This is a genomic window from Streptomyces sp. NBC_01012 (genome assembly GCF_045162755.1).
Classification (GTDB): Bacteria; Actinomycetota; Actinomycetes; order Streptomycetales; family Streptomycetaceae; genus Streptomyces.
On record NZ_CP108688.1, the window covers coordinates 3,128,331 to 3,149,569 of the forward strand.

The following is a 21,239-nucleotide window of genomic DNA, read 5'->3' on the forward strand; positions in this document are numbered from 1 at the left end:
CCCGTGTGTCCCCGGACCCGATGTCCCCGACCCCCGTGTCACCACCCCCGATGTCCCCGCCCCCGGTGCGCCCAGGGTGGGGAAAACCCCCTGCCGGATACGGAGACCCCCCTCATGGCGTGGCGATCCCCGGCACAGCAGTCTTGAGACATCAGCCGTTGTATCGGCCCGCGGGGAGTTCCCGCCCAGAAGAAACGGACGGACGCCACTGATGGCCACGGCATACGGACCGGACACGCGGGACCAGCACAGGCCCGGCACCGGAGCGGGGGACCACCCGCCGGCGAAGCACGTCCTCCCCGCCCCACTGCGCGCCCCCTTCGAGGCACGTGCATGGCGCGAGCTGGCCTATGTGTTCCTGAGCCTGCCGATCAGCGTGGTGATGTTCAGCTTCGCGGTCACCATGACGTCCCTGGGCCTCGGACTGCTGATCACCTTCCTCGGCATTCCGGTGCTCGCCGCCGCCCTCGGCATGTGCCGGGGCTTCGGCGTCATGGAGCGTGGCAGGGCGCGCGGACTGCTGAAGCTGGACGTCGCGGAGCCCGCGCCGGTGCGCGGGAAGGGCGGCCTGATGTCCTGGGTCGGCGCGGCGCTGAAGAGCGGGGTGTCCTGGCGGCATCTGCTCTACTCGGTGCTGCACCTGCCGTGGGCGATGTTCTCGTTCACCGTCGCCGTGATGTTCTGGGCGTACGGCTGGGCGGCGTTCACGTATCCGCTGTGGCGGTGGGTCTTCCCGGCGTACGTGGGAGTCGACGGCATCCAGCTGTACGGCGACAGCACGCACCAGGTCTACCTCGACTCGCCCTTCGAGCTGGCCGTCACCTGCGCCATCGGCCTGGCGCTCGTCCTGATCACCCCGTGGGTCGTCCGCAGCCTGGTGTTCGTGGACCGGCTCATGGTCCTGGGTCTGCTCAGCCCTTCCCGGCTGGCCACCAGGGTCTCGGAGCTGGAGTCGGACCGTGGTGTGGTCGTGGACACAGCCGCCGCCGACCTGCGCCGTATCGAACGCGACCTCCACGACGGCGCGCAGGCCCGCCTCGTCGCCCTCGCCATGGACCTCGGCCTGGCCAAGGAGAAGCTCACCGACGATCCCGAAGCCGCGGCCCGCATGGTCGACGAGGCACACGGCGAGGTCAAGGTCGCCCTCCAGGAACTCCGCGACCTCGCACGCGGCATCCACCCCGCCGTCCTCACCGACCGAGGCCTGGACGCCGCACTCTCCGCCATCGCCTCCCGCTGCACCGTCCCCGTCAACGTGACCGTGGACCTGGAGTCGCGGCCCGCGCAGGCCATCGAGGGCATCGCCTACTTCACGGTCTCCGAACTCCTCCAGAACGTCAGCAAGCATGCCCGGGCCACCCGGGCCACCGTCGACGTGTGGCGGGTGGCCGACCGGCTGATGCTCCAGGTCGGGGACGACGGCCGCGGCGGGGCGGGTACGGCGACGGGCAGCGGGCTGGCCGGGCTGGCGGAGCGGCTGGGCGCGGTGGACGGCATCCTCGTCGTCGACTCCCCCACCGGCGGCCCGACGACCGTCACCGCCGAGCTGCCCTGGCGGGGCTGACCCGGGCGGAGGACGCCCGCCGCGAGTGCCCCGGCCGCCATCACGGCGGCCGGGGCACCCTGGCGCGTCGGGCCCCGGCCGAACTGCCGGTGTACGGCCCATCGGGGCCCCGATGCTGGGATGCTGGACACACGGGCGGCTGTGCGAACAGCGGCGTACACAGGGAACACGGAACAGTGGGGGACTCAACGTCGTGGAGGAAAGAGTGCGGGTCGTCATCGCCGAGGATTCGGTGCTGCTCCGGGAGGGACTCACCCGGCTGCTGACCGATCTCGGGCACGATGTCGTCGCGGGAGTCGGGGATGCCGAGGCGCTGATCAAGACGGTGGACGACCTCGCCGGCCAGGACGCCCTGCCGGACGTGGTGGTCGCGGACGTACGGATGCCGCCGACCCATACCGACGAGGGGGTGCGGGCGGCGGTGCGGCTGCGCAAGGACCACCCGGGCGTCGGGGTGCTGGTGCTCTCGCAGTACGTCGAGGAGCAGTACGCCACCGAACTGCTGGCCGGCAGCAGCCGCGGCGTCGGGTACCTCCTCAAGGACCGGGTCGCGGAGGTCAGGGAGTTCGTGGACGCCGTCGTGCGGGTGGCGCAGGGCGGAACCGCCCTGGACCCCGAGGTGGTGGCTCAGCTCCTGGGTCGCAGCCGAAAGCAGGACGTCCTTGCGGGGCTCACCCCGCGCGAGCGGGAGGTCCTCGGCCTGATGGCTGAGGGGCGTACGAATTCGGCCGTCGCCCGACAGCTGGTGGTCAGCGACGGAGCGGTGGAGAAGCACGTCAGCAACATCTTTCTCAAACTCGGTCTGTCCCCCAGTGATGGGGATCACCGACGCGTTCTCGCCGTTCTCACTTATCTGAACTCATGACGAAGCGATGATCTACTCGCGATGATCCGGTTGATCCGCCCTCAGCCAGGGTGGATCATCCGGTGACCGATGGATCCGGAAAAATATGGCAAAGCGTGATGCATTCACGTCTCGAAAACGCGTCCGCCATATGACCGGTCCGAGGAAGGCGACCCTTACAGAAGTAGGGTGGGGCCTGGACCGCCGGCGGGCCGGCCGGTCCCGAGCCGCCGCCCCGAGGGAGGTCCAGTTCAGTGACCAGCCAGGTCAGTAGCCCAGCCGGAAAGTCCGATGAGGCCAGCGAGACTGTCGTCGGGGAGCAGCGAGCCCCGCACATTGATCGTACGGGTGCCACCGAGAAGGAAATCCGCCGTCTGGATCGGGTGATCATCCGTTTTGCGGGTGATTCGGGTGATGGTATGCAGTTGACGGGTGACCGGTTCACGTCGGAGACGGCGTCGTTCGGGAATGATCTGTCGACGCTGCCGAACTTCCCGGCCGAGATCCGGGCGCCCGCGGGTACGTTGCCGGGTGTGTCGTCGTTCCAGCTGCATTTCGCGGACCATGACATCCTGACTCCGGGCGACGCACCGAATGTGCTGGTCGCGATGAATCCCGCCGCACTGAAGGCGAATATCGCCGATGTGCCACGCGGCGCGGACATCATCGTGAACACCGACGAATTCACGAAACGCCCGATGGCGAAAGTCGGCTACACCCGGTCCCCGCTGGACGACGGGTCGCTGGAGGCGTTCAATGTCCATCCGGTGCCGCTGACGACGCTGACGATCGAGGCGCTGAAGGAGTTCGGGCTTTCCCGTAAGGAAGCCGAACGCTCGAAGAACATGTTCGCGCTCGGTCTGCTGTCCTGGATGTACAACCGTCCGACCGAGGGCACCGAAACATTCCTGCGGTCGAAGTTCGCGAAGAAACCCGATATCGCCGAGGCGAACGTGGCGGCGTTCCGGGCGGGCTGGAATTTCGGCGAGACCACGGAGGACTTCGCTGTCTCCTACGAGGTCGCTCCGGCATCCCGGGCGTTTCCGACGGGCACCTACCGCAACATCTCGGGGAATCTGGCCTTGTCCTACGGGCTGATCGCGGCGGGCCGGCTGGCGGACCTGCCGGTGTATCTGGGCTCGTATCCGATCACTCCCGCATCGGACATCCTCCACGAACTGAGCAAGCACAAGAACTTCGGTGTGCGCACGTTCCAGGCGGAGGACGAGATCGCGGGCATCGGCGCGGCTCTGGGGGCCGCGTTCGGCGGCTCGCTCGGCGTGACCACGACCTCCGGCCCCGGGGTGGCCCTGAAGTCGGAAACCATCGGCCTGGCGGTGTCCCTGGAGCTGCCGCTGCTGATCATCGACATCCAGCGGGGCGGGCCCTCGACGGGGCTGCCGACGAAGACGGAGCAGGCGGACCTGCTCCAGGCCATGTACGGGCGAAACGGTGAGGCGCCGGTACCGGTCGTGGCACCGAAAACCCCCGCCGACTGCTTCGACGCCACGCTGGACGCCGCCCGCATCGCCCTCACCTACCGCACCCCCGTCTTCCTGCTCTCCGACGGCTACCTCGCCAACGGCTCCGAGCCGTGGCGGATTCCGGAGACCGACAGTCTCCCGGACCTACGGACCCAGTTCGCGACCGGCCCCAACCACGAACTCGCCGATGGCACCGCGGTGTTCTGGCCCTACAAACGCGACCCGCAGACCCTGGCCCGCCCCTGGGCGGTACCGGGAACACCGGGTCTGGAGCACCGGATCGGCGGGATCGAGAAGCAGGACGGCACCGGGAACATCTCCTACGACCCGGCCAACCACGACTTCATGGTCCGCACCCGCCAGGCCAAGATCGACAACATTGTGGTCCCGGACGTGGAGGTCGACGACCCGGCGAACGCCCGCACCCTGGTCCTGGGCTGGGGCTCCACCTACGGCCCGATCACCGCAGCCGTCCGCCGGCTACGCGCGGCCGGGGAGACGATCGCCCAGGCCCACCTGCGCCACCTCAACCCCTTCCCGGGCAACCTGGGCGAGGTACTCAAGCGCTACGACAAGGTCGTCATCCCCGAGATGAACCTCGGCCAGCTCGCCCTGCTGCTGAGAGCCAAATACCTCGTCGACGCCCAAAGCTACAACCAGGTCAACGGCATGCCCTTCAAGGCCGAGCAACTCGCCACCGCCCTCAAGGAGACCATCGATGCCTGACGCCGACAATCTCCTCCAGCTGGTCCCCAAGGCCGAGGGCAAACAGTCCATGAAGGACTTCAAGTCCGACCAGGAAGTGCGCTGGTGCCCCGGCTGCGGCGACTACGCCGTCCTGGCCGCCGTCCAGGGCTTCATGCCCGAACTCGGCCTCGCCAAGGAGAACATCACCTTCGTCTCCGGCATCGGCTGCTCCTCCCGCTTCCCCTACTACATGAACACCTACGGGATGCACTCCATCCACGGCCGCGCCCCCTCCATCGCCACCGGCCTGGCCACCTCCCGCCGCGACCTGTCCGTCTGGGTCGTCACCGGCGACGGCGACGCCCTCTCCATCGGCGGAAACCACCTCATCCACGCCCTGCGCCGCAACGTCAACCTCAAGATCCTCCTCTTCAACAACAGGATCTACGGCCTCACCAAAGGCCAGTACAGCCCCACCTCCGAACTCGGCAAAATCACCAAATCCACCCCCATGGGCTCACTCGACGCCCCCTTCAACCCCCTCTCCCTCGCCCTCGGAGCCGAAGCCACCTTCGTCGCCCGCACCATCGACTCCGACCGCAAACACCTCACCAGCGTCCTGCGCGCCGCAGCCGACCACCCCGGCACCGCACTCGTGGAGATCTACCAGAACTGCAACATCTTCAACGACGGCGCCTTCGAAGCCCTCAAGGACAAGGACCAAGCCCAAGAAGCGGTCATCCGCCTCGAACACGGCCAGCCCATCCGCTTCGGCACCGACCACACCAAAGGCATCACCCGCGACACCTTGACCGGAGACCTCTCCATCGTCACCGTCACCGAAGACAACCAGTCCGACATCCTCATCCACGACGCCCACAACCCCAGCCCCACCACCGCCTTCGCCCTCACCCGCCTCGCCGACGCCAACACCCTCACCCACACCCCCATCGGCATCCTGCGCAGCGTCCAACGCCCCGTCTACGACACCCTCATGGCCGACCAACTCGACACCGCCGTCGAACAGAACGGCAAGGGAGATCTGAGCGCCCTGCTGGCGGGCAAGGACACCTGGACCGTGGTCGGCTGACCCGCCGCCCGTCACGGCCCACGAGGCCCGGAGCGCCGGCCCGGAAGGGTCAGCCCCGGGCCTTGTCCTTGTCGTGAGCGGCACGGTCGTCGGCAGCGCGGTCGTTGGCAGCGCGGTCGTTGGCAGCGCGGTCGCGGTCGTAGGCAGCGCGCGCCGACTCGACCTCGTCCAGCCGCTGCTCGGACCAGCGGGCGAGCGCCCAGACCTGGTCGGCGGCCTGCCGGCCGAGCGGGGTCAGCGAATAGTCCACGCGGGGCGGGATCACCGGCTTCGCGTCCCGGTGCACGAATCCGTCGCGCTCCAGTGTCTGGAGGGTCTGGGCCAGCATCTTCTCGCTGACCCCGCCGACCATGCGACGCAGTTCGCTGAACCGGTAGGAGCGTTCGAGCAGCGCGGCGAGCACGAGGACTCCCCACCGGCTGGTGACGTGTTCGAGGACCAGCCGGGAGGGACAGGTCTGCTGGTTGACGTTCGGGCGGCGACCGCCCACTTCGTCCAGAATGCTTGTGGTTATGGGCATAGTAGTACCTTACTTCAAAGTGGGTACTTTCCCAGAGTTAGTACAGCTCCTAGGGTGAGTGGTGTTCCATTCGTACAGCACGCGATCAGCACCTCCAGGAGAGAACCCTCATGAGCATCGTCGTCACCGGAGCCACCGGAGCCCTCGGCCGTCTCGTCGTCGAGCAGCTGCTCGACACGGTCCCGGCCGACCAGATCGTCGCCGTCGTCCGTGACAAGGACAAGGCCGCGCCGCTCGCCGCCCGGGGCGTCGAGCTCCGTATCGCCGACTACGACCGCCCCGAGACCCTCTCCGGCGCGTTCCGGGCCGGCGATCGGGTCCTGCTGGTCTCGGGCAGCGAGGTCGGCAAGCGGACCGCCCAGCACACGGCGGTGATCGACGCCGCGAAGGCGGCCGGGGTCGCGCAGCTCGCCTACACCGGCATCCTGGGCGGACCCGACGCGGACTTCCTGCTGGCCGACGAGCACAAGGCGACGGAGCAGCTGATCCTCGACTCGGGTCTCCCCCACACCTTCCTGCGCAACGGCTGGTACACCGAGAACTACACGGCCAATCTGGCACCCGTCCTGGAGCACGGCGCCGTCATCGCCAACGCGGGCGACGGGCGCATCGCCTCCGCCACGCGGGCGGACTACGCGGCGGCGGCCGTCGCCGTACTGACCGGCGATGGGCACCTCGGCGCCGCGTACGAGCTGAGCGGCGATGTGGCCTGGTCGCTGGCCGAGTACGCCACCGTGATCTCCGCCGCCACCGGCAAGGAGATCGTCTACAAGAACGTGCCGGCCGCCGCGCACCAGGAGATCCTCGTGGCCGCCGGACTTCCCGAGGCCTTCGCCGCGATCATGGTCGACGTCGACGAGGCCATCGCACGTGGTCGGCTCGCCGGGACGAGCGGCGATCTGGCCCGCCTGACCGGCCGGCCGACCACTCCGCTGGCCGACACGGTCGCCGAGGCCGTCGCCGCCGCCTGAGGGGGCGCCCGCGCCGCCTGAGCGGGGCCCCGGCCGCCCCCGTCATGGCCACCGTGTCACGACCGTTTCCGTGAGACGGCAATGACAGAGGGCTCCTTCCGGCGCTACCGTCGTGCAGTCGGCCGACCGCCGGCGCAGGACGGCCGGGAGGGCCCGTGAAGGGGAAGAACGAACAGCGGGCAGGTCTGCTGTACGGAATCGGCGCGTACGGGATGTGGGGCCTCGTGCCCCTCTTCTGGCCACTGCTCGAACCGACGGGTGCGGTGGAGATCCTCGCCCACCGGATGGTGTGGTCGCTGGGCGTCGTCGCCGTCGCCCTGCTGTTCCTGCGCCGCTGGGCGTGGATCGGCGAGCTGATCCGGCAGCCCCGGCGGCTGGGACTGATAGCGATAGCCGCGACCGTGATCTCGGTGAACTGGGGTCTCTACATCTGGTCCGTCAACAACGGCCATGTCGTGGAGGCTTCACTCGGCTACTTCATCAATCCGCTGGTCACGATCGCCATGGGCGTCCTGCTGCTCGGTGAGCGGCTGCGGCCCGTGCAGTGGACCGCGGTGGCGACCGGTTTCGCCGCGGTGCTCGTGCTGGCGATCGGCTACGGTCAGCCGCCGTGGATCTCGCTGGCGCTCGCCTTCTCGTTCGCGACGTACGGCCTCGCGAAGAAGAAGGTCAACATGGGCGGGCTGGAGTCCCTGGCCGCCGAGACCGCCGTGCTGTTCGTGCCCGCGCTCGGGTTCCTGCTGTGGCTCGGGGCGAGCGGCGACGCGACCTTCCTGGCCGGGGGCGCGGGGCACGGGGCCCTGCTCGCCGCGACCGGGCTCGTCACCGCCATCCCGCTCGTCTGCTTCGGCGCCGCGGCGATCCGGGTGCCGCTCTCGGTGCTCGGCCTGTTGCAGTATCTGGCCCCGGTGTTCCAGTTCGGGCTCGGCATCCTCTACTTCCACGAGGAGATGCCGCCCGAGCGATGGGCGGGCTTCGCGCTGGTCTGGGTGGCTCTGATACTGCTGACCTGGGATGCGCTGCGGACGGCACGGCGTACGAGGGCCGAGGCCCTGCGCCTGGCCGTACAGGCCGCAAAGGCCGCGGCCCCCACCGGGACTGCCTCCGCTTCTACGCCGGACGCGGACACCCCTGCCGTCACGTAGGACCGCTCGCGCAGGCATGGTGGACGGCACCCGCAAAGGCTGGTTGAGTGCCCGGATGGGGACGATCCTGAAGGACATGAGGCACGTTCAGTGGCATGAGCTGCGCCATGCCCAGGGCTCCGCCTCCCAGGTCCCCGGGATGCTGTCACGGATCGCCTGGGGCGACAGCGAGTCGGCCGAGGACGCGCTGAGCGATCTGGAGCAGTGGATCGGCGCCCTTCCCGTGTTCGACGCGACGGTCGCCACGGTGCCTTTCCTGTGGGAACTCGCCGCCATGGAGACCGTGAAGGACCGCGCGGGGGTCATCGGGCTGTTGGGGACGATCCTCGCCCACGACCACGCGCACCGCCAGGAGTGGACCAGGGACGCGCACCTGGCGGTCCTGGCCGGCCGTGCGACCGCCGAGCGGCTGGCCACGGACAGCGATCAGGTGGTGAGCACGGCGGCGGCCGAGCTTCTGACCGCCTGCGACGCACACATCTGCGCGATCTGCCCGCCCCGCGCCCTCCCGTAGCGCCGGGACGGTATAAACGCTGTCCATGACCCTGCACTGGAAGCTCGTCATCGATGCCCAGGATCCGCACGCGCAGGCCGACTTCTGGGCCGAGGCGCTCGGTTATGTCGTCGAGGACCACAGCGCCCTGATCGAGGAACTGCTCGGCGCCGGTGCCGCGCCCGAGGCCGCCACCGTCGAGGCGCACGGGCGCCGCGCCTGGCGCGATCTCGCGGCGGTGCGGCATCCGGACGATCCGTACGAGGAGAAGAGCGGGACCGGGCTCGGGCGGCGGCTGCTCTTCCAGCGCGTACCGGAGCCCAAGACGGTGAAGAACCGCCTCCACATGGACGTCCACTCGGCTCCTGGGCAGCGCGAGGCCGAAGCGGAGCGGCTGGTGGGGCTGGGCGCGAGCGTGCTGCGCCGTGTCGAGGCGCAGGGCGGGTCCTGGCAGGTGCTCCTTGACCCGGAGGGCAACGAATTCTGCGTCCACTGACCGCCCGCGACCGGCGTCGACCGGTCCCGACCGTCCGCGCAGGTCAGCGGCGTACGGCGGAGAAGCGATCTCTCTAGGCTGATCCCATGTTCACGCCACCCGCCGCATACACCCTCGTCGCCACGGATCTGGACGGCACACTGCTGCGTTCCGACGACACCGTGAGCGCACGCTCCCGCGCCGCCCTCGCCCGTGCGGCGTCGGCCGGCGCAGCGCATCTGATCGTCACGGGCCGGCCGGTGCCCGGCATACGCACCCTGCTCACGGACCTCGGCTACGACGGGGTCGTGGTCTGCGGGCAGGGCGCCCAGGTGTACGACGTGGGGGCGGCCCGCATGCTGCGTTCCGTGACGCTGGACCGGGATCTGGCCGACGCCGCGCTCGGCAAGATCGAGGCAGAGGTGGGGCAGCTGTTCGCGGCGGTGGACCAGGACGGCGCCGACGGCCGGACCCTGACCGAGCCGGGCTACCGCATGCCGCACCCTTCACTTCCCGCACAACGGGCCGCGAGCCGCGCGGAGCTGTGGGCGGCGCCCCTCATCAAGGTGCTGATACGCCACCCGGAGCTGACGGACGACGCGTTGGCGGCTGCCGCGCGCGGGGCGGTGGGCGATCTGGCGTCCGTCACGATGGCGGGCCCGGGGACGGTGGAGCTGGCGCCGTTCGGCGTGGACAAGGGCACCGGGATCGCACTGGCCGCCGAGGCGCTGGGACGTGACCTCGCCGGCGCTGTGGCGTTCGGGGACATGCCGAACGACCTGCCCATGTTCCGCCGCGTCGGCCACCGGGTGGCGATGGCCGGCGCACACCCGGAGCTGCGGGCCGCCGCCGACGAGGTCACGCTCTCGAACGAGGACGAGGGCGTCGCGGTGGTCCTTGAGCGGCTGTTCCCCTGACCACCGTTCTTCAGCCGACCTGTCCCGGGGCGGCGGCCTCCTCCGGGGCACTGCCCGCGGACAGGGACCGCAGGGCATGGGCCACCAGTGCGGCGACGGTCGCCTCGTCCTGCGGAGGCTTCCGCAGCACATGGCGGTAGTAGACGGGGCCGTAGAGCAGTTCCACCGCGAGCGGCAGATCGGCGCCCTCCGGTATCTGCCCCTGCTCCTGGGCGCGCCGCAGGCGCCCCACCGCGGCCTCGAAACGAGGGTCGACCAGCTGCTCACGGACCGACCGCGCGAGCTCTTCGTCGTGATGCATCTCCGAGAGGATCCCGGAGTAGGCCGGGCCGTACGGCGGCGTCGAGATCAGTCTCACCAGACTGTTGATGTGGGCCCTGAGGTCGGCCGCGATGTCGCCCGTCTCCGCGAACGGCGTGGCGCCGACGAGCACCTGGGCGAAGGCCTCCAGCATCACGGCCACCTTCGACGGCCACCAGCGGTAGATCGTCTTCTTGCTCACCCCGGCACGGGCCGCGATGGCCTCGACGGTGACCCGGCCGTACCCCTTCTCCGTGCACAGCTCCAGAGCGGCGTCCAGCGTCGCCCGTCGTGACCTCTCGCTGCGGCGGAGAGAACTCGGCGATGTGATCATTCGGTGAGCATAGGGGGATTCCACCCACCGCTTATTGACAGGTCGTCGCCAAAAGTCGAACAATAACCAGGCTGGAAACGGAACGTACCGTGTCGTGACGTTCCGTGCATTGCACCGTTCGTGCCGTTCGTGCCGCGACGAGCCGATCGGGGGACGGCTCGACCGGCCGACGGTACGGACGGGTCGGTGCCGCCCCTCCCCGGACGCAGCGACGTCCCGATGTCCCGGCGCCCTGACGTTCCGGCGCCCCGGGTCCCGACGGGTCAGACAGTGATGTCCTTCGTCGTGAAGCGCGCCCAGGCCGCGGAGCCGAACACCCCCGCGTACACCACTTGAAGGCCCAGATTCCTGACCAGCTCGTCCCAGTAGACCGGGTCGCGCAGCAGGTCGGTGAAGGACAGCCAGTAGTGCGGGAAGAGATACGGGTGGATCCCGTCCAGCTGCGGCATCGTGTCGAGGATCTGCACGGTGATCAGCACCCCGACGGTGGCCGCCATCGCGGCGATCCCGCTGTTGGTGAGCGTCGAGACGAAGAGACCCAGCGCCGCGAAGCCGGTGAGGGACAACGCCACCACGACCGCGATCAGTCCGGCCCGCAGCAGTCCCTCGCCGAAGCCGATCCGGGTCCCCGAGATCGTCGTGACCTCACCGACGGGGAAGAGCAGCGCCCCGGCCGCGAGCGCGGACACCGCCACGACCACCGTGGCGACCAGGCAGAACACCAGCACGGACGCGTACTTCGCGAGCAGCAGCCGGGTACGGCCGGCCGGCGCGACCAGCAGATAGCGCAGGGTGCCTCCGCTCGCCTCCCCCGCGACGGAGTCCCCCGCGATGACACCGACGGCCATCGGGAGGAAGACCGGGAGCGTCGCGGAGAGGGCCGCGAAGACCAGGAACAGGCCGTTGTTGGTGACCTGCGAGAGGAAGGCGGGGCCGCCGCCCGGTCCGCCCCGCCCGCCGCCGCCCGTCTCGATCCGGACGGCGATCCCGATGAGGACGGGCACGGCCGCCAGGACACCGAGCAGGGCCAGGGTGCGCCCCCGGCGGAGTGTGGTGACCAGCTCGGAGCGCAGGATCCCGAAGGTCCACAGCGCACGGCGCGCCGCACGGGGTGCCGGGAGCGCCGTGAGTTCAGCCTGCGACATCGAATCCCTCTCCGGTGAGTGCGACGAAGGCGTCCTCCAGCGAGGCGCGTTCGACGCCGAAGGCACGTACGCGGACGCCGCCGCGCACCAGGGCCGCGTTCAGATCGGCCAGTTCCACCTCGCCGGGCGGCGCGTCGGCGCTCACCCGGTCCCCGTCGGTCACCAGGCCCGTCGCCCCGTGCTCCGCGAGGACACGGGCCGCGTCACCGGCGTCGGGGGTGGTCACGGCGAGCCGGCCACGGGCGCCCGCGGAGAGCGCGGCGACCGGGCCCTGGACGAGGAGCCGGCCGCGGGCCATCACCGCCGCGTGGGTGCAGACCTGTTCGATCTCGTCGAGCAGATGCGAGGAGAGGAAGACGGTGGTGCCCTCGCCCGCCAGCTCCCTGACCAGGGCGCGGATCTCCCGCATGCCCTGCGGGTCGAGCCCGTTGGTCGGTTCGTCCAGCACGAGGAGTCTGCGCGGCTGGAGCAGTGCGGCGGCCAGCCCGAGGCGCTGCTTCATCCCGAGTGAGTACGCCTTGGCCTTCTTGCCCGCCGCCGACGCGAGCCCGACGCGTTCCAGGGCGTGCTCCACCCGTGCGCGCCGGGTGCGGGGATCGGCCGCCGGGTCCGCGGAGTCGAGGCGTACGAGGTTGTCGCGGCCGGTCAGGAACCCGTACAGCGCGGGTCCTTCGATGAGCGCGCCGACCTGCGGGAGCACCGTGCGGGCCGCGGCCGGCATGGGGCGGCCCAGGACGTGCGCGGTGCCGGATGTCGGGGCGATGAGCCCCATGAGCATCCGGATCGTGGTGGTCTTGCCCGAGCCGTTGGGCCCGAGGAAGCCGAAGACACTTCCCGGGGGGACGGCGAGGTCGAGCCCGTCGACGGCGAGCTGTCCACCGCGGTAGCGCTTGGTGAGCCCGCGCGTCCCGATCACCGCGCCCTGCTCCGGCTCCGTGTCCGGCCCGGCCGTCGCGGCCGCTGTCTCGGTCATGCGCACTCCCGGTCCTGTTCCCGCCGTGCCCGGCACCCGCGGCCCGTGTCCGCCCCTGTCGCACGAACCGCCCCGCCGTACGGAGCGTACGGCGGGGCGGGGCGTACGGGGTGTCCTACTTGGCGGTGTCGGCCGCCTTCACCAGCGCGTCCTTGGTGACCGCGCCGACGTAGACCTTGCCGTCGTCCGTCAGCAGGGCGTTGACCAGGCGCGTCTTGAAGAGCGTGCCCGAGCCGAAGTCGCCGGTGACCTTGTCGCCGAGCGCGTCCAGGAACTGCTCCGCCTGCGCGGGCATACCCTCGGAACCCTGGGTGGGCAGCCCCGCCCCGCCCGGGATCTCGATCTGGGCGACGGCGTTCCAGCCCTCGCCGATGACGTTGGCGCCCTTGAAGTCCTCCAGTGCGCCCAGGTCCTCCAGCGCCTTGCCGGCCGCGCCCTTCTCCGCCGCGCCCTTCTGCTCGGCGCCCTTCTTCTCAGCCTCGGCCTGCACCTCGTCGGCCTCGGTCACCTTCGCGCCCTTGGGCGGGGTGAAGGAGAAGGAGGAGGCGTCCGGCTTCGCGAAGTCGACCTTCGTGAAGCCGGCGTCGACCGCGGCCTTGCCGCCGCTGCTCGGTGCCAGCGTGAACTTCAGCGGTACGCCGGTCGAGGCGTCGACCGCGACGGTGATGGAGCCGATCGTCGAGCCGGACTGCTTCGGCTTGATCACGAGCTTGTAGGCGTCGCGCCCCGCCACCTGCGCCGTGCCGCCGACGGTGACGGACGTCGTGTCACCGGCGGCGGCCAGGGCCTCGTCGGCGAACTGCTTCGGGGTGCCGGGCGCCGCCTTGTGCTCCCCGCCCTTGCCGCCCGCACGGGCCTTCTTCCCTTCGGCCTGCGCGTGGTAGACCTCGTTGCTCTCGCTGTCGTAGCCCCAGACGTCGTCCCCGTTGTGGACGAGGCTGTACTCGGAGCCTTCGCCGAGGATCGAGAGGCGCTGCCGCTCCTCGCCGTCGACCGCGACCCGGAGCGTGTGCGTCCCGGAGGCCAGCTCCATCAGCTTGGTGTCGGGGGACGCGCTCGACCCGTCGGACCCCGGTCCCGCTCCGGCGCCCTGGGCGAAGGAGCCCGCGAGCCCGCCGAGCGACGGGATGCCGAGGTCGGTGCTGACCTTCACCGTGCCGGAGAGCTGCTCCTCGTCCGACGCGGCGATCTTCTCGATGAGTTTCTGCGCGGTGATGTCCGGCAGCTCCGGGTCTCCGGAGTCCGCGAGCGCCGGGACGAGTCCGATCGTCGCCGCCGCCACACCCGCCACCGCGAGCGGGACGATGTAGCGCGCCGCCTTCCGACGGCCCACGACAGTGCCCGTGGCCTCGCCGTTGGTCTCTGCGCTGTCGTTCGGTGCCATGTGTGCTCTACCTCCGTGGTCGGCGGCTGCCATCCCGTTGCGCGTTTCCACTCCCCGCCGCCATTCTCACCCGATGTGGTCAGGAGTGGTTGTTCTCCATCTGACCAAATCGGGCGCGGACAAGCGTCAGCCCCCGGGAGCAACTGTGCGTACCTCTACGGGATGACCCGGGTCGAAAGACCCTAGGGGTCGGCCCGAGGCCCCAGGGGTCAGCCCGCGCGGTGCACCACAGCGTCGCACAGCTCCTCGAGCGCCGCCTTGGCGTAGCACTCGGGCAGCGGTGCCAGCGTCGCCCGCGCCTCCTCGGCGTAGCGGACGGTGTCGCGCCGCGCCTGTTCGAGGGCCGGGTGGGCGCGCAGGGCGCTCAGCGCCTCCGCGAGCCTCGCGTCGTCGGCGAGGTCGCCGTCCAGCAGCGCCACGAGCTCCTTGTCCTCGGGACGGCCCTCGGCCAGTGCCCTGGCGCGCAGATGGAGGACCGGCAGGGTGGGGATGCCCTCGCGGAGGTCGGTGCCGGGCGTCTTGCCCGACTCGTGGGAGTCGGAGGCGATGTCCAGGACGTCGTCGGCGAGCTGGAAAGCGATGCCGAGGCGTTCGCCGTACTGGGTGAGGATGTCGACGACCGACTCGTCGGCCCCCGCCATCAGCGCGCCGAACCGGCCGGACACGGCGACCAGCGAGCCGGTCTTGCCGCCCAGCACGTCCATGTAGTGGTCGACGGGGTCGCGTCCGTCGCGCGGGCCCGCGGTCTCCAGGATCTGACCGGTGACCAGGCGCTCGAACGCCTCCGCCTGGATACGGACGGCCTCGGGCCCCAGGTCGGCCAGGATGTGCGAGGCGCGGGCGAAGAGGAAGTCGCCCGTCAGGACCGCGAGGGAGTTGCCCCAGCGGCTGTTGGCGCTCTCCACCCCTCGGCGTACGTCCGCCTCGTCCATCACGTCGTCGTGGTACAGCGTCGCCAGGTGCGTCAGTTCGACGACCACGGCAGCGGGGACGACACCCGGGGCGTCGGGATCTCCGAACTGGGACGCGAGCATCACCAGCAGCGGCCGGAAGCGCTTGCCCCCCGCGCTGACGAGGTGCTGCGCGGCCTCCGTGATGAACGGGACCTCACTTTTGGTGGCATCCAGAAGCCCCGCCTCGACAGCGGCCAAACCGGTCTGGACATCGGCCTCAAGAGCCTGGTCCCGCACGCTCAGTCCGAACGGCCCGACGACGGTCACGAGGGGATCTCCTGTCTGCTGACGATCACATGGATTGTCGATGTGTCGCTGTCCTCACTCAACTCAGCGTATCCGGTCCCCTTTGGATCACCGTGGGCGCCTTCCCGCCACCGCCGGTATGTTCGGCATGAGCTCATACGATCAGGAGTTGTCGCTTTGTCCCACGCCCCGGCCGATACGGAACCGTCCCAGCCACCGTCCGAAGACGATCGCGCCTTCTTCGGTCAGCCACGGGGCCTGATGACCCTGTCGGGACTTGAGGTCTGGGAGCGTTTCTCGTTTCTCGGGATGCAGGCGATCCTGGTCCTCTTCTTCGCCGACACGGTGAGACACGACGGCATGGGCATGGACCCGGGCACCGCCGCTTCCGTGTCCGCCGCCTACGGCACCCTGGTCTATCTGGTGTCCGTCGCGGGCGGCTGGCTGGCCGACCGGATCCTCGGTTCGTACCGCGCCGTCCTCTACGGCGGCATCCTCATCGCCTGCGGCCACTACTCCATGGCCGTGCCGACGGCCACGATGACCTGGGTGGGCCTCGGCCTGATCAGTGCGGGAACGGGCCTGCTCAAGCCCAATGTCGCCTCGATGGTCGGCAAGCTCTACAGCACCGAGGACCAGCGCCGCGACGCCGGCTTCGCGCTCTACTACATGGGCATCAACATCGGCGCCTTCGCCGGGCCGCTGGTCACCGGATGGCTCGGCGACCACGCGGGCTGGCACTGGGGTTTCTCGGCCGCCGCGATCGGCATGACGTTCGGTCTGATCCAGTACGTCGCCGGCCGGCGTCACCTGGCCGGGCGAAAGCACGCGGCGGAGTACGCGCTGGCCCCGGGGCCGATGCGCCGGGCCGTTCTGACGATCGTGGCCGGCGTCGCGGTGGTCGCCCTCGTGGCGACGGCCCTGGCGCTCGCCGGCTGGCTCACGATGGACCGGTTCGTCGACCTGCTCACCCTGGTCTCGGTGATCGCGCCCGTCGTGTACTTCGTGGTGATGTTCAAGAGCCCCCGGGTCACCCCGGAGGAACGCGGCAGGCTCCGGCCGTACGTCGTGCTGTTCCTGGCCTCCGTGGTCTTCAACTTCATCCTCTTCCAGGCGTACTCGACGATGATGCTGCTCGCCTCGACGAACGCGCGTACGGAGATCTTCGGATTCCACTTCCCCGCGAGCTGGTACGCCTCCGCGCTGGGCGCCTTCGAGGTCGCGCTGGCGCCCGTCGTGGCCGCGGTCTGGGCGCGGATGGGGCCGCGCCAGCCGCACGCCTCGAACAAGATCGCGTTCGGGGTGATCCTCGGCGGGCTCTCCTTCCTCCTGATGGTCATCCCCACCTCGGGTCACTCCGACGAGACGTACCGGATGGCCGCCTGGTGGATCGTCGGCTCCTATCTCCTGCTCGGCCTCGGCGACATCCTGCTGGAGACCTCCGGCATGTCCGCCACCACGAAGCTCGCCCCCAAGGCCTTCGCCAGCCAGACGATGGCGCTGTGGTTCCTGTCCCTGGCCCTCGCCAACGGCATCCAGGCACAGATCGTGAAGCTCTACGGCGAGGTCTCCAACCCCGCCTACTTCGGTGTCAATGGCGCTGTCGCGGTCGCGGCCGGTGTGGCCGTGATCGCCGCCGCTCCCTGGCTCAAGCGCACCATGCACCCCGTCCACTGAGGTACGACCATGCAGATCCGCACCGATTTCCCGTACCAGACCACCCATGAGGACCTCTACATCCCGCTCCCGGACGGGACCCAGCTGTACGCCAGGATCTGGCGGCCGATCACCGACGAACCGGTGCCCGCCCTGCTGGAGTACCTGCCCTACCGGCTCAGCGACTGGACGGCGCCACGCGACTGGCAGCGCCATCCCTGGTACGCGGGCCACGGCTACGCCTCCGTACGGGTCGACGTCCGCGGGCACGGCAACAGCGAGGGCATGCCGGGCGACGAGTACGACGCGACCGAGCTCGCCGACGGGGCCGCCGTCGTGCACTGGCTGGCCCAGCAGGAGTGGTGCTCGGGGCGGGTCGGGATGTTCGGCATCTCCTGGGGCGGCTTCAACTCGCTCCAGATCGCCGCGCTCGCCCCCGAGCCGCTGAAGGCGATCGTCACCGTGTGCTCCTCCGACGACCGCTACGACAACGACGTCCACTACATGGGCGGCTCCGTCCTCGGTGTGGACATGCACGCCTGGGCCTCCACCATGCTGGCCTTCGTCTCCCGGCCCCCGGACCCGGCGGACGTCGGCGACGACTGGCGGGACATGTGGCTGCGACGGCTGGAAAAGGTGGAGCCGTTCATCCACACGTGGCTGGCGCACCAGACCCGCGACGCCTACTGGAAGCACGGCAGCGTCTGCGAGGACTACGGCGCGATCAAGGCGAAGGTCCTGGCGGTGGGCGGCTGGCACGATCCGTACCGCGACACCGTCCTCAGACTCGTCGAGCATCTGGACCCGGAGCAGGTCCGCGGGCTGATCGGCCCCTGGTCCCACCAGTACCCGGACCGCGGACTGCCGCCGGGCCCCGCGATCGGCTTCCTCCAGGAGACGCTGCGCTGGTGGGACCAGCACCTCAAGGACGAGGACACCGGGGTGATGAACGAGCCCCTGCTGCGGTCCTGGATCAGCGGCTCGCACCCGCCCGCCACGGTCTACGAGACGCTGCCGGGACGCTGGGTCGGCGACGCGAGCCGGCCGTCCGAGAACGTCGCCCCGGTGACGTACGCCCTGGGGGGCGGCGAGCAGCTCGTCCGCTCGCCGCAGCAGACCGGACTCGACGCGGGCCGCTTCTTCCCGTTCGGCAACGACGCCGACCTGCCGCCCGACCAGCGGGACGAGGACGCCAAGTCGGTGTGCTTCGAGTTCCCGGTCGAGGACGCCCCGATCGAGATCCTCGGCCGTCCACGGGTGACGCTCCTGATCCGGATGGACGTACCGCGCGGCCAGGTGATCGCCCGGCTCTGCGACGTGGCCCCGGACGGGGCCTCCACCCTGGTGACCCGTGGGGCCCTCAACCTGGCCGTCCGGCACGGGCGCGACCGCGCGGAGGACTGGCCCGTCGGGGAGACCGAGTACGTGAACTTCGAGCTGAACGGTATCGGGCACACCTTCCCGCCCGGCCACCGGATCAGGGTCGCCCTCTCCTCCTCGTACTGGCCGTGGATCTGGCCCCAGGCCGGTTCGGCGGGCTTCACGCTCCAGGCGGAGGGCAGCCTCGTCGAACTCCCGGTGCGCCGGCACACCGAGGACCCCGGCATCACCTTCGGTGAACCCGAGCAGTCGGAGCCGCTCGGTGTCGTCACCCCGGCCACACTCGACGAGCAGCGCCCCGAGCGCCTGGTGGTCAGGGACGTCGCCAAGGGCGAGTGGCGGCTCGAGGTCGACCCCCGCTACGGCGGCACGCGCGTCTACCCCGACGGTCTCGAATTCACCGAGGACGCCCTGGAGACGTACACGATCCAGGAGGACGACCCGCTGTCGGCGCGGGCCCGTTCGGACTGGACGATCAGGCTGCACCGGCCCGAGATCCCCTGGGACGTGCGGATCGAGACGCATTCGGAGACCAGCGCCGACGCGGACGACTTCATCACGTCCAACGAGGTCGTGTGCAGGGACGGTGAGGAGATCGTCTTCCACCGGACCTGGGAGAAGCGGATCCCCCGCACGGCGGGCTGACCAGGGTTAACGTGTAACTTTCCGGGCATTACGCCTACTTGAGGCTCTGCCGCCGTCCGGTGGCGCCGACGTACCGTGTCCTCAAGCGACTGGAAAGGGGCAGCGACAGATGCCCGAGCAGAGCAGCCCGCTCGACCTGGCCGAGGGCGATCCCTTCGGTCCGCACAACCTTCCCTACGGTGTGTTCTCCACCCCTGAACACCCCGAGGACCGAAGGGTCGGAGTCCGTGTGGGCGCACATGTGCTGGATGCCGGAGCGGCGGCCCACGCACTCGGTTCGCCGTACGCCAGACTGCTGGCGCAGCCGAGCCTCATGCCGCTCCTGGCGGCGGGGCGCACCGCGTGGCGGGATGTGCGGCGGGCGCTGACGGCCTGGGTGACGGTCCCGTCCCACCGCCCGGACCTGGAGCCGCTGCTGTATCCGCTGGACTCGGTGACCCTGCACCTGCCGTACGAGGTCGCGGACTACGTCGACTTCTACGCCAGCGAGCACCACGCCACCAATGTGGGGCGGATCTTCCGCCCCGACAGCGCGCCCCTGACCCCCAACTGGAAGCATCTGCCGATCGGTTACCACGGGCGGGCCGGCACGGTCGTCGTCTCGGGTACGGACGTGGTGCGCCCCTCGGGCCAGCGCAAGGCGCCGGCCGACCCCGCGCCCGTCTTCGGCCCCTCGGTGAAGCTGGACATCGAGGCGGAGGTCGGCTTCGTCGTCGGCGTCCCCTCGGAGCAGGGCTCCCCCGTGGCGCTCGGCGACTTCCGCGAGCACGTCTTCGGGCTCTCCCTGCTGAACGACTGGTCGGCGCGGGACATCCAGGCCTGGGAGTACGTGCCGCTCGGCCCCTTCCTCGGCAAGTCCTTCGCCACCTCCGTGTCGGCGTGGGTCACCCCGCTGGAGGCCCTGGACGCGGCCCGCACGGCGCCGCCCGCCCGGGACGCCGAGCTGCTCCCCTATCTGGAGGACGCGGACGACGAGGAGCCGGGCGGCTTCGACATCCGGATCTCGGTGGAGATCAACGGCCAGGCCGTCTCCGAGCCGCCGTTCGCCTCCATGTACTGGACGGCGGCCCAGCAGCTGGCGCAGATGACGGTGAACGGCGCCTCGCTGCGCACCGGCGACCTCTACGGTTCCGGCACTGTCAGCGGCGCGGATCCCGCTCAGCGTGGCTCCCTGCTCGAACTCACCTGGAACGGCCGCGATCCGCTGGATCTGCCCGAAGGCAAGCGGACGTTCCTGGAGGACGGCGACACCGTCACACTGACCGCCTGGGCACCCGGACCGCACGGCACCCGGGTCGGGCTCGGTGAGGTCACCGGCCGGATCACGGCCTCGGCATGACCGGGGCCGTGCTCACACTCCCCGAGGAGCTGCTGCTGCTCGCCCTCGATCCCGTACGCGGCAAGCCGTACTGCCGGGGCCGGTTCCTGGCGTACGGCATCGCCGGGGCGGCCCTGGCGGAGCTGGAGCTCCAGGGCCGGATAGCCGAGGAGCGCGGCCGGGTGGTCGTCGTGAAGCCGCTGGCCCCGCCGGATCCGCTGCTTGCGGAGTTCCTGCGGGGCCTTCCGCCCGCGGGCAAGAGCCGATTCGGGTCGGGGGTCCCGGCCAGGCGCTGGGTGCGGCGGTCGGCGCGGCGGGCGGAAGGGCTGTATCTGGACGCCCTGGTGAAGCGCGGTGTCCTGCGCAGGGAGCGCCATCGCTTCCTCGGCCTGTTCCCGTACCACCGCCACCCGGCGGGCGCCGCGTCCACGGCGGAGCAGGTGTGGCAGAGGTTCGATGCGTCGCGTGCGGCGGGCCACCCGGACCGGAGGGGCCGGCTGCTCGCGGCGCTGGCGGCGGCGGTGGAGCTGCCGTCGGTGGTGAGACAGGGCGACCGCCGCACCCGGAAGGCGGCGCGGGCCCTGGCCCGCGAGGAGTGGCCGGCGCTGGCCGTGCAGCGCAATGTGCGCCAGGACAGGGCGGCGCAGGCCGGTGGCGGCGACGGGGGCTGAGGCCGCGGGCCGGGCGGCGGACCCCCGGTAGCGCGCGTCCGCCG

19 protein-coding genes are annotated in these 21,239 nt (G+C 70.4%); 13 read left to right on the plus strand and 6 right to left on the minus strand.

Annotated features, from left to right (window positions below):
- Positions 1–211: 211 nt before the first annotated feature.
- The 4 genes from OG623_RS13935 to OG623_RS13950 all read left to right on the plus strand — a co-directional run bounded on the left by OG623_RS13935 (position 212) and on the right by OG623_RS13950 (position 5,669).
- Positions 212–1,564, plus strand: coding sequence for a sensor histidine kinase (locus OG623_RS13935; protein ID WP_406146701.1), 1,353 nt, complete (start codon positions 212–214; stop codon positions 1,562–1,564).
- Positions 1,565–1,769: 205 nt separating this feature from the next.
- Positions 1,770–2,429, plus strand: coding sequence for a response regulator transcription factor (locus tag OG623_RS13940; RefSeq protein ID WP_362888678.1), 660 nt, complete (start codon positions 1,770–1,772; stop codon positions 2,427–2,429).
- A gap of 233 nt (positions 2,430–2,662) precedes the next feature.
- Positions 2,663–4,618, plus strand: coding sequence for a 2-oxoacid:acceptor oxidoreductase subunit alpha (locus OG623_RS13945; RefSeq protein ID WP_406146703.1), 1,956 nt, complete (start codon positions 2,663–2,665; stop codon positions 4,616–4,618).
- Positions 4,611–5,669, plus strand: a complete 1,059-nt coding sequence (locus OG623_RS13950) for a 2-oxoacid:ferredoxin oxidoreductase subunit beta (protein ID WP_406146704.1) — start codon at positions 4,611–4,613, stop codon at positions 5,667–5,669. Before OG623_RS13945 ends, OG623_RS13950 begins: the two co-directional genes overlap by 8 nt.
- 49 nt (positions 5,670–5,718) lie before the next feature.
- Here OG623_RS13950 and OG623_RS13955 read toward each other — a convergent pair whose 3' ends face one another.
- Positions 5,719–6,189, minus strand: coding sequence for a winged helix-turn-helix transcriptional regulator (locus tag OG623_RS13955; RefSeq protein ID WP_406146705.1), 471 nt, complete (start codon positions 6,187–6,189; stop codon positions 5,719–5,721).
- Between the two features lie 110 nt (positions 6,190–6,299).
- Between OG623_RS13955 and OG623_RS13960 the strand changes: the two genes are divergently transcribed.
- The 5 genes from OG623_RS13960 to OG623_RS13980 all read left to right on the plus strand — a co-directional run bounded on the left by OG623_RS13960 (position 6,300) and on the right by OG623_RS13980 (position 10,190).
- Positions 6,300–7,160: an SDR family oxidoreductase gene (locus tag OG623_RS13960; protein WP_406146707.1), complete on the plus strand. Its 861-nt coding sequence runs from the start codon at positions 6,300–6,302 to the stop codon at positions 7,158–7,160.
- Between the two features lie 155 nt (positions 7,161–7,315).
- Positions 7,316–8,305 (plus strand): EamA family transporter RarD, encoded by a 990-nt coding sequence (rarD, locus tag OG623_RS13965; protein WP_406146709.1) that lies wholly within the window; start codon positions 7,316–7,318, stop codon positions 8,303–8,305.
- 55 nt (positions 8,306–8,360) lie between these two features.
- A complete protein-coding gene (locus tag OG623_RS13970) occupies positions 8,361–8,819 on the plus strand; it encodes a hypothetical protein (RefSeq protein ID WP_406146711.1) in 459 nt (152 codons plus the stop codon).
- A 25-nt stretch (positions 8,820–8,844) separates the two neighbouring features.
- Entirely contained in the window at positions 8,845–9,294 is a 450-nt protein-coding gene (locus OG623_RS13975) for a VOC family protein (RefSeq protein ID WP_406146712.1), read from the plus strand.
- 86 nt (positions 9,295–9,380) lie between these two features.
- Positions 9,381–10,190: an HAD family hydrolase gene (locus OG623_RS13980; RefSeq protein WP_406146713.1), complete on the plus strand. Its 810-nt coding sequence runs from the start codon at positions 9,381–9,383 to the stop codon at positions 10,188–10,190.
- Between the two features lie 10 nt (positions 10,191–10,200).
- Here the strand turns inward: OG623_RS13980 and OG623_RS13985 are convergent, their stop codons facing one another.
- From OG623_RS13985 to OG623_RS14005, 5 genes are all read right to left on the minus strand, one after another.
- Positions 10,201–10,824, minus strand: coding sequence for a TetR/AcrR family transcriptional regulator (locus tag OG623_RS13985; protein WP_406146715.1), 624 nt, complete (start codon positions 10,822–10,824; stop codon positions 10,201–10,203).
- A 263-nt stretch (positions 10,825–11,087) separates the two neighbouring features.
- Positions 11,088–11,969, minus strand: a complete 882-nt coding sequence (locus OG623_RS13990; protein ID WP_406146716.1) for an ABC transporter permease — start codon at positions 11,967–11,969, stop codon at positions 11,088–11,090.
- On the minus strand, positions 11,956–12,942 hold the full coding sequence (locus tag OG623_RS13995; RefSeq protein WP_406146718.1) for an ABC transporter ATP-binding protein: 987 nt from the start codon (positions 12,940–12,942) through the stop codon (positions 11,956–11,958). Before OG623_RS13995 ends, OG623_RS13990 begins: the two co-directional genes overlap by 14 nt.
- Positions 12,943–13,057: 115 nt before the next feature.
- Positions 13,058–14,326, minus strand: a complete 1,269-nt coding sequence (locus tag OG623_RS14000) for a LolA family protein (protein WP_406146719.1) — start codon at positions 14,324–14,326, stop codon at positions 13,058–13,060.
- A gap of 209 nt (positions 14,327–14,535) precedes the next feature.
- Positions 14,536–15,546 (minus strand): polyprenyl synthetase family protein, encoded by a 1,011-nt coding sequence (locus OG623_RS14005; RefSeq protein WP_406146720.1) that lies wholly within the window; start codon positions 15,544–15,546, stop codon positions 14,536–14,538.
- Positions 15,547–15,702: 156 nt separating this feature from the next.
- On the opposite strand from OG623_RS14005, the gene OG623_RS14010 reads away from it, so the two are divergent.
- From OG623_RS14010 to OG623_RS14025, 4 genes are all read left to right on the plus strand, one after another.
- Positions 15,703–17,202 (plus strand): peptide MFS transporter, encoded by a 1,500-nt coding sequence (locus OG623_RS14010; RefSeq protein WP_406146721.1) that lies wholly within the window; start codon positions 15,703–15,705, stop codon positions 17,200–17,202.
- 9 nt (positions 17,203–17,211) lie between these two features.
- Entirely contained in the window at positions 17,212–19,206 is a 1,995-nt protein-coding gene (locus OG623_RS14015) for a CocE/NonD family hydrolase (protein ID WP_406146722.1), read from the plus strand.
- Between the two features lie 109 nt (positions 19,207–19,315).
- Positions 19,316–20,545: a fumarylacetoacetase gene (gene fahA / locus OG623_RS14020; protein WP_406146723.1), complete on the plus strand. Its 1,230-nt coding sequence runs from the start codon at positions 19,316–19,318 to the stop codon at positions 20,543–20,545.
- Positions 20,542–21,195, plus strand: coding sequence for a GPP34 family phosphoprotein (locus OG623_RS14025; protein ID WP_406146725.1), 654 nt, complete (start codon positions 20,542–20,544; stop codon positions 21,193–21,195). Before fahA ends, OG623_RS14025 begins: the two co-directional genes overlap by 4 nt.
- Positions 21,196–21,239 lie beyond the last annotated feature (44 nt).

Bases quoted from the DNA above. Each gene is read 5' to 3' on its own strand.
- OG623_RS13990 (WP_406146716.1), bottom strand. From the start codon at position 11,969: ATGTCGCAGGCTGAACTCACGGCGCTCCCGGCACCCCGTGCGGCGCGC.
- OG623_RS13955 (WP_406146705.1), bottom strand. From the start codon at position 6,189: ATGCCCATAACCACAAGCATTCTGGACGAAGTGGGCGGTCGCCGCCCG.
- OG623_RS14000 (WP_406146719.1), bottom strand. From the start codon at position 14,326: ATGGCACCGAACGACAGCGCAGAGACCAACGGCGAGGCCACGGGCACT.
- fahA (WP_406146723.1), top strand. From the start codon at position 19,316: ATGCCCGAGCAGAGCAGCCCGCTCGACCTGGCCGAGGGCGATCCCTTC.
- OG623_RS14025 (WP_406146725.1), top strand. From the start codon at position 20,542: ATGACCGGGGCCGTGCTCACACTCCCCGAGGAGCTGCTGCTGCTCGCC.
- OG623_RS13980 (WP_406146713.1), top strand. From the start codon at position 9,381: ATGTTCACGCCACCCGCCGCATACACCCTCGTCGCCACGGATCTGGAC.
- OG623_RS13975 (WP_406146712.1), top strand. From the start codon at position 8,845: ATGACCCTGCACTGGAAGCTCGTCATCGATGCCCAGGATCCGCACGCG.
- OG623_RS13935 (WP_406146701.1), top strand. From the start codon at position 212: ATGGCCACGGCATACGGACCGGACACGCGGGACCAGCACAGGCCCGGC.
- OG623_RS13950 (WP_406146704.1), top strand. From the start codon at position 4,611: ATGCCTGACGCCGACAATCTCCTCCAGCTGGTCCCCAAGGCCGAGGGC.
- OG623_RS13985 (WP_406146715.1), bottom strand. From the start codon at position 10,824: ATGATCACATCGCCGAGTTCTCTCCGCCGCAGCGAGAGGTCACGACGG.
- OG623_RS13960 (WP_406146707.1), top strand. From the start codon at position 6,300: ATGAGCATCGTCGTCACCGGAGCCACCGGAGCCCTCGGCCGTCTCGTC.
- OG623_RS14015 (WP_406146722.1), top strand. From the start codon at position 17,212: ATGCAGATCCGCACCGATTTCCCGTACCAGACCACCCATGAGGACCTC.
- OG623_RS13970 (WP_406146711.1), top strand. From the start codon at position 8,361: ATGGGGACGATCCTGAAGGACATGAGGCACGTTCAGTGGCATGAGCTG.
- OG623_RS13995 (WP_406146718.1), bottom strand. From the start codon at position 12,942: ATGACCGAGACAGCGGCCGCGACGGCCGGGCCGGACACGGAGCCGGAG.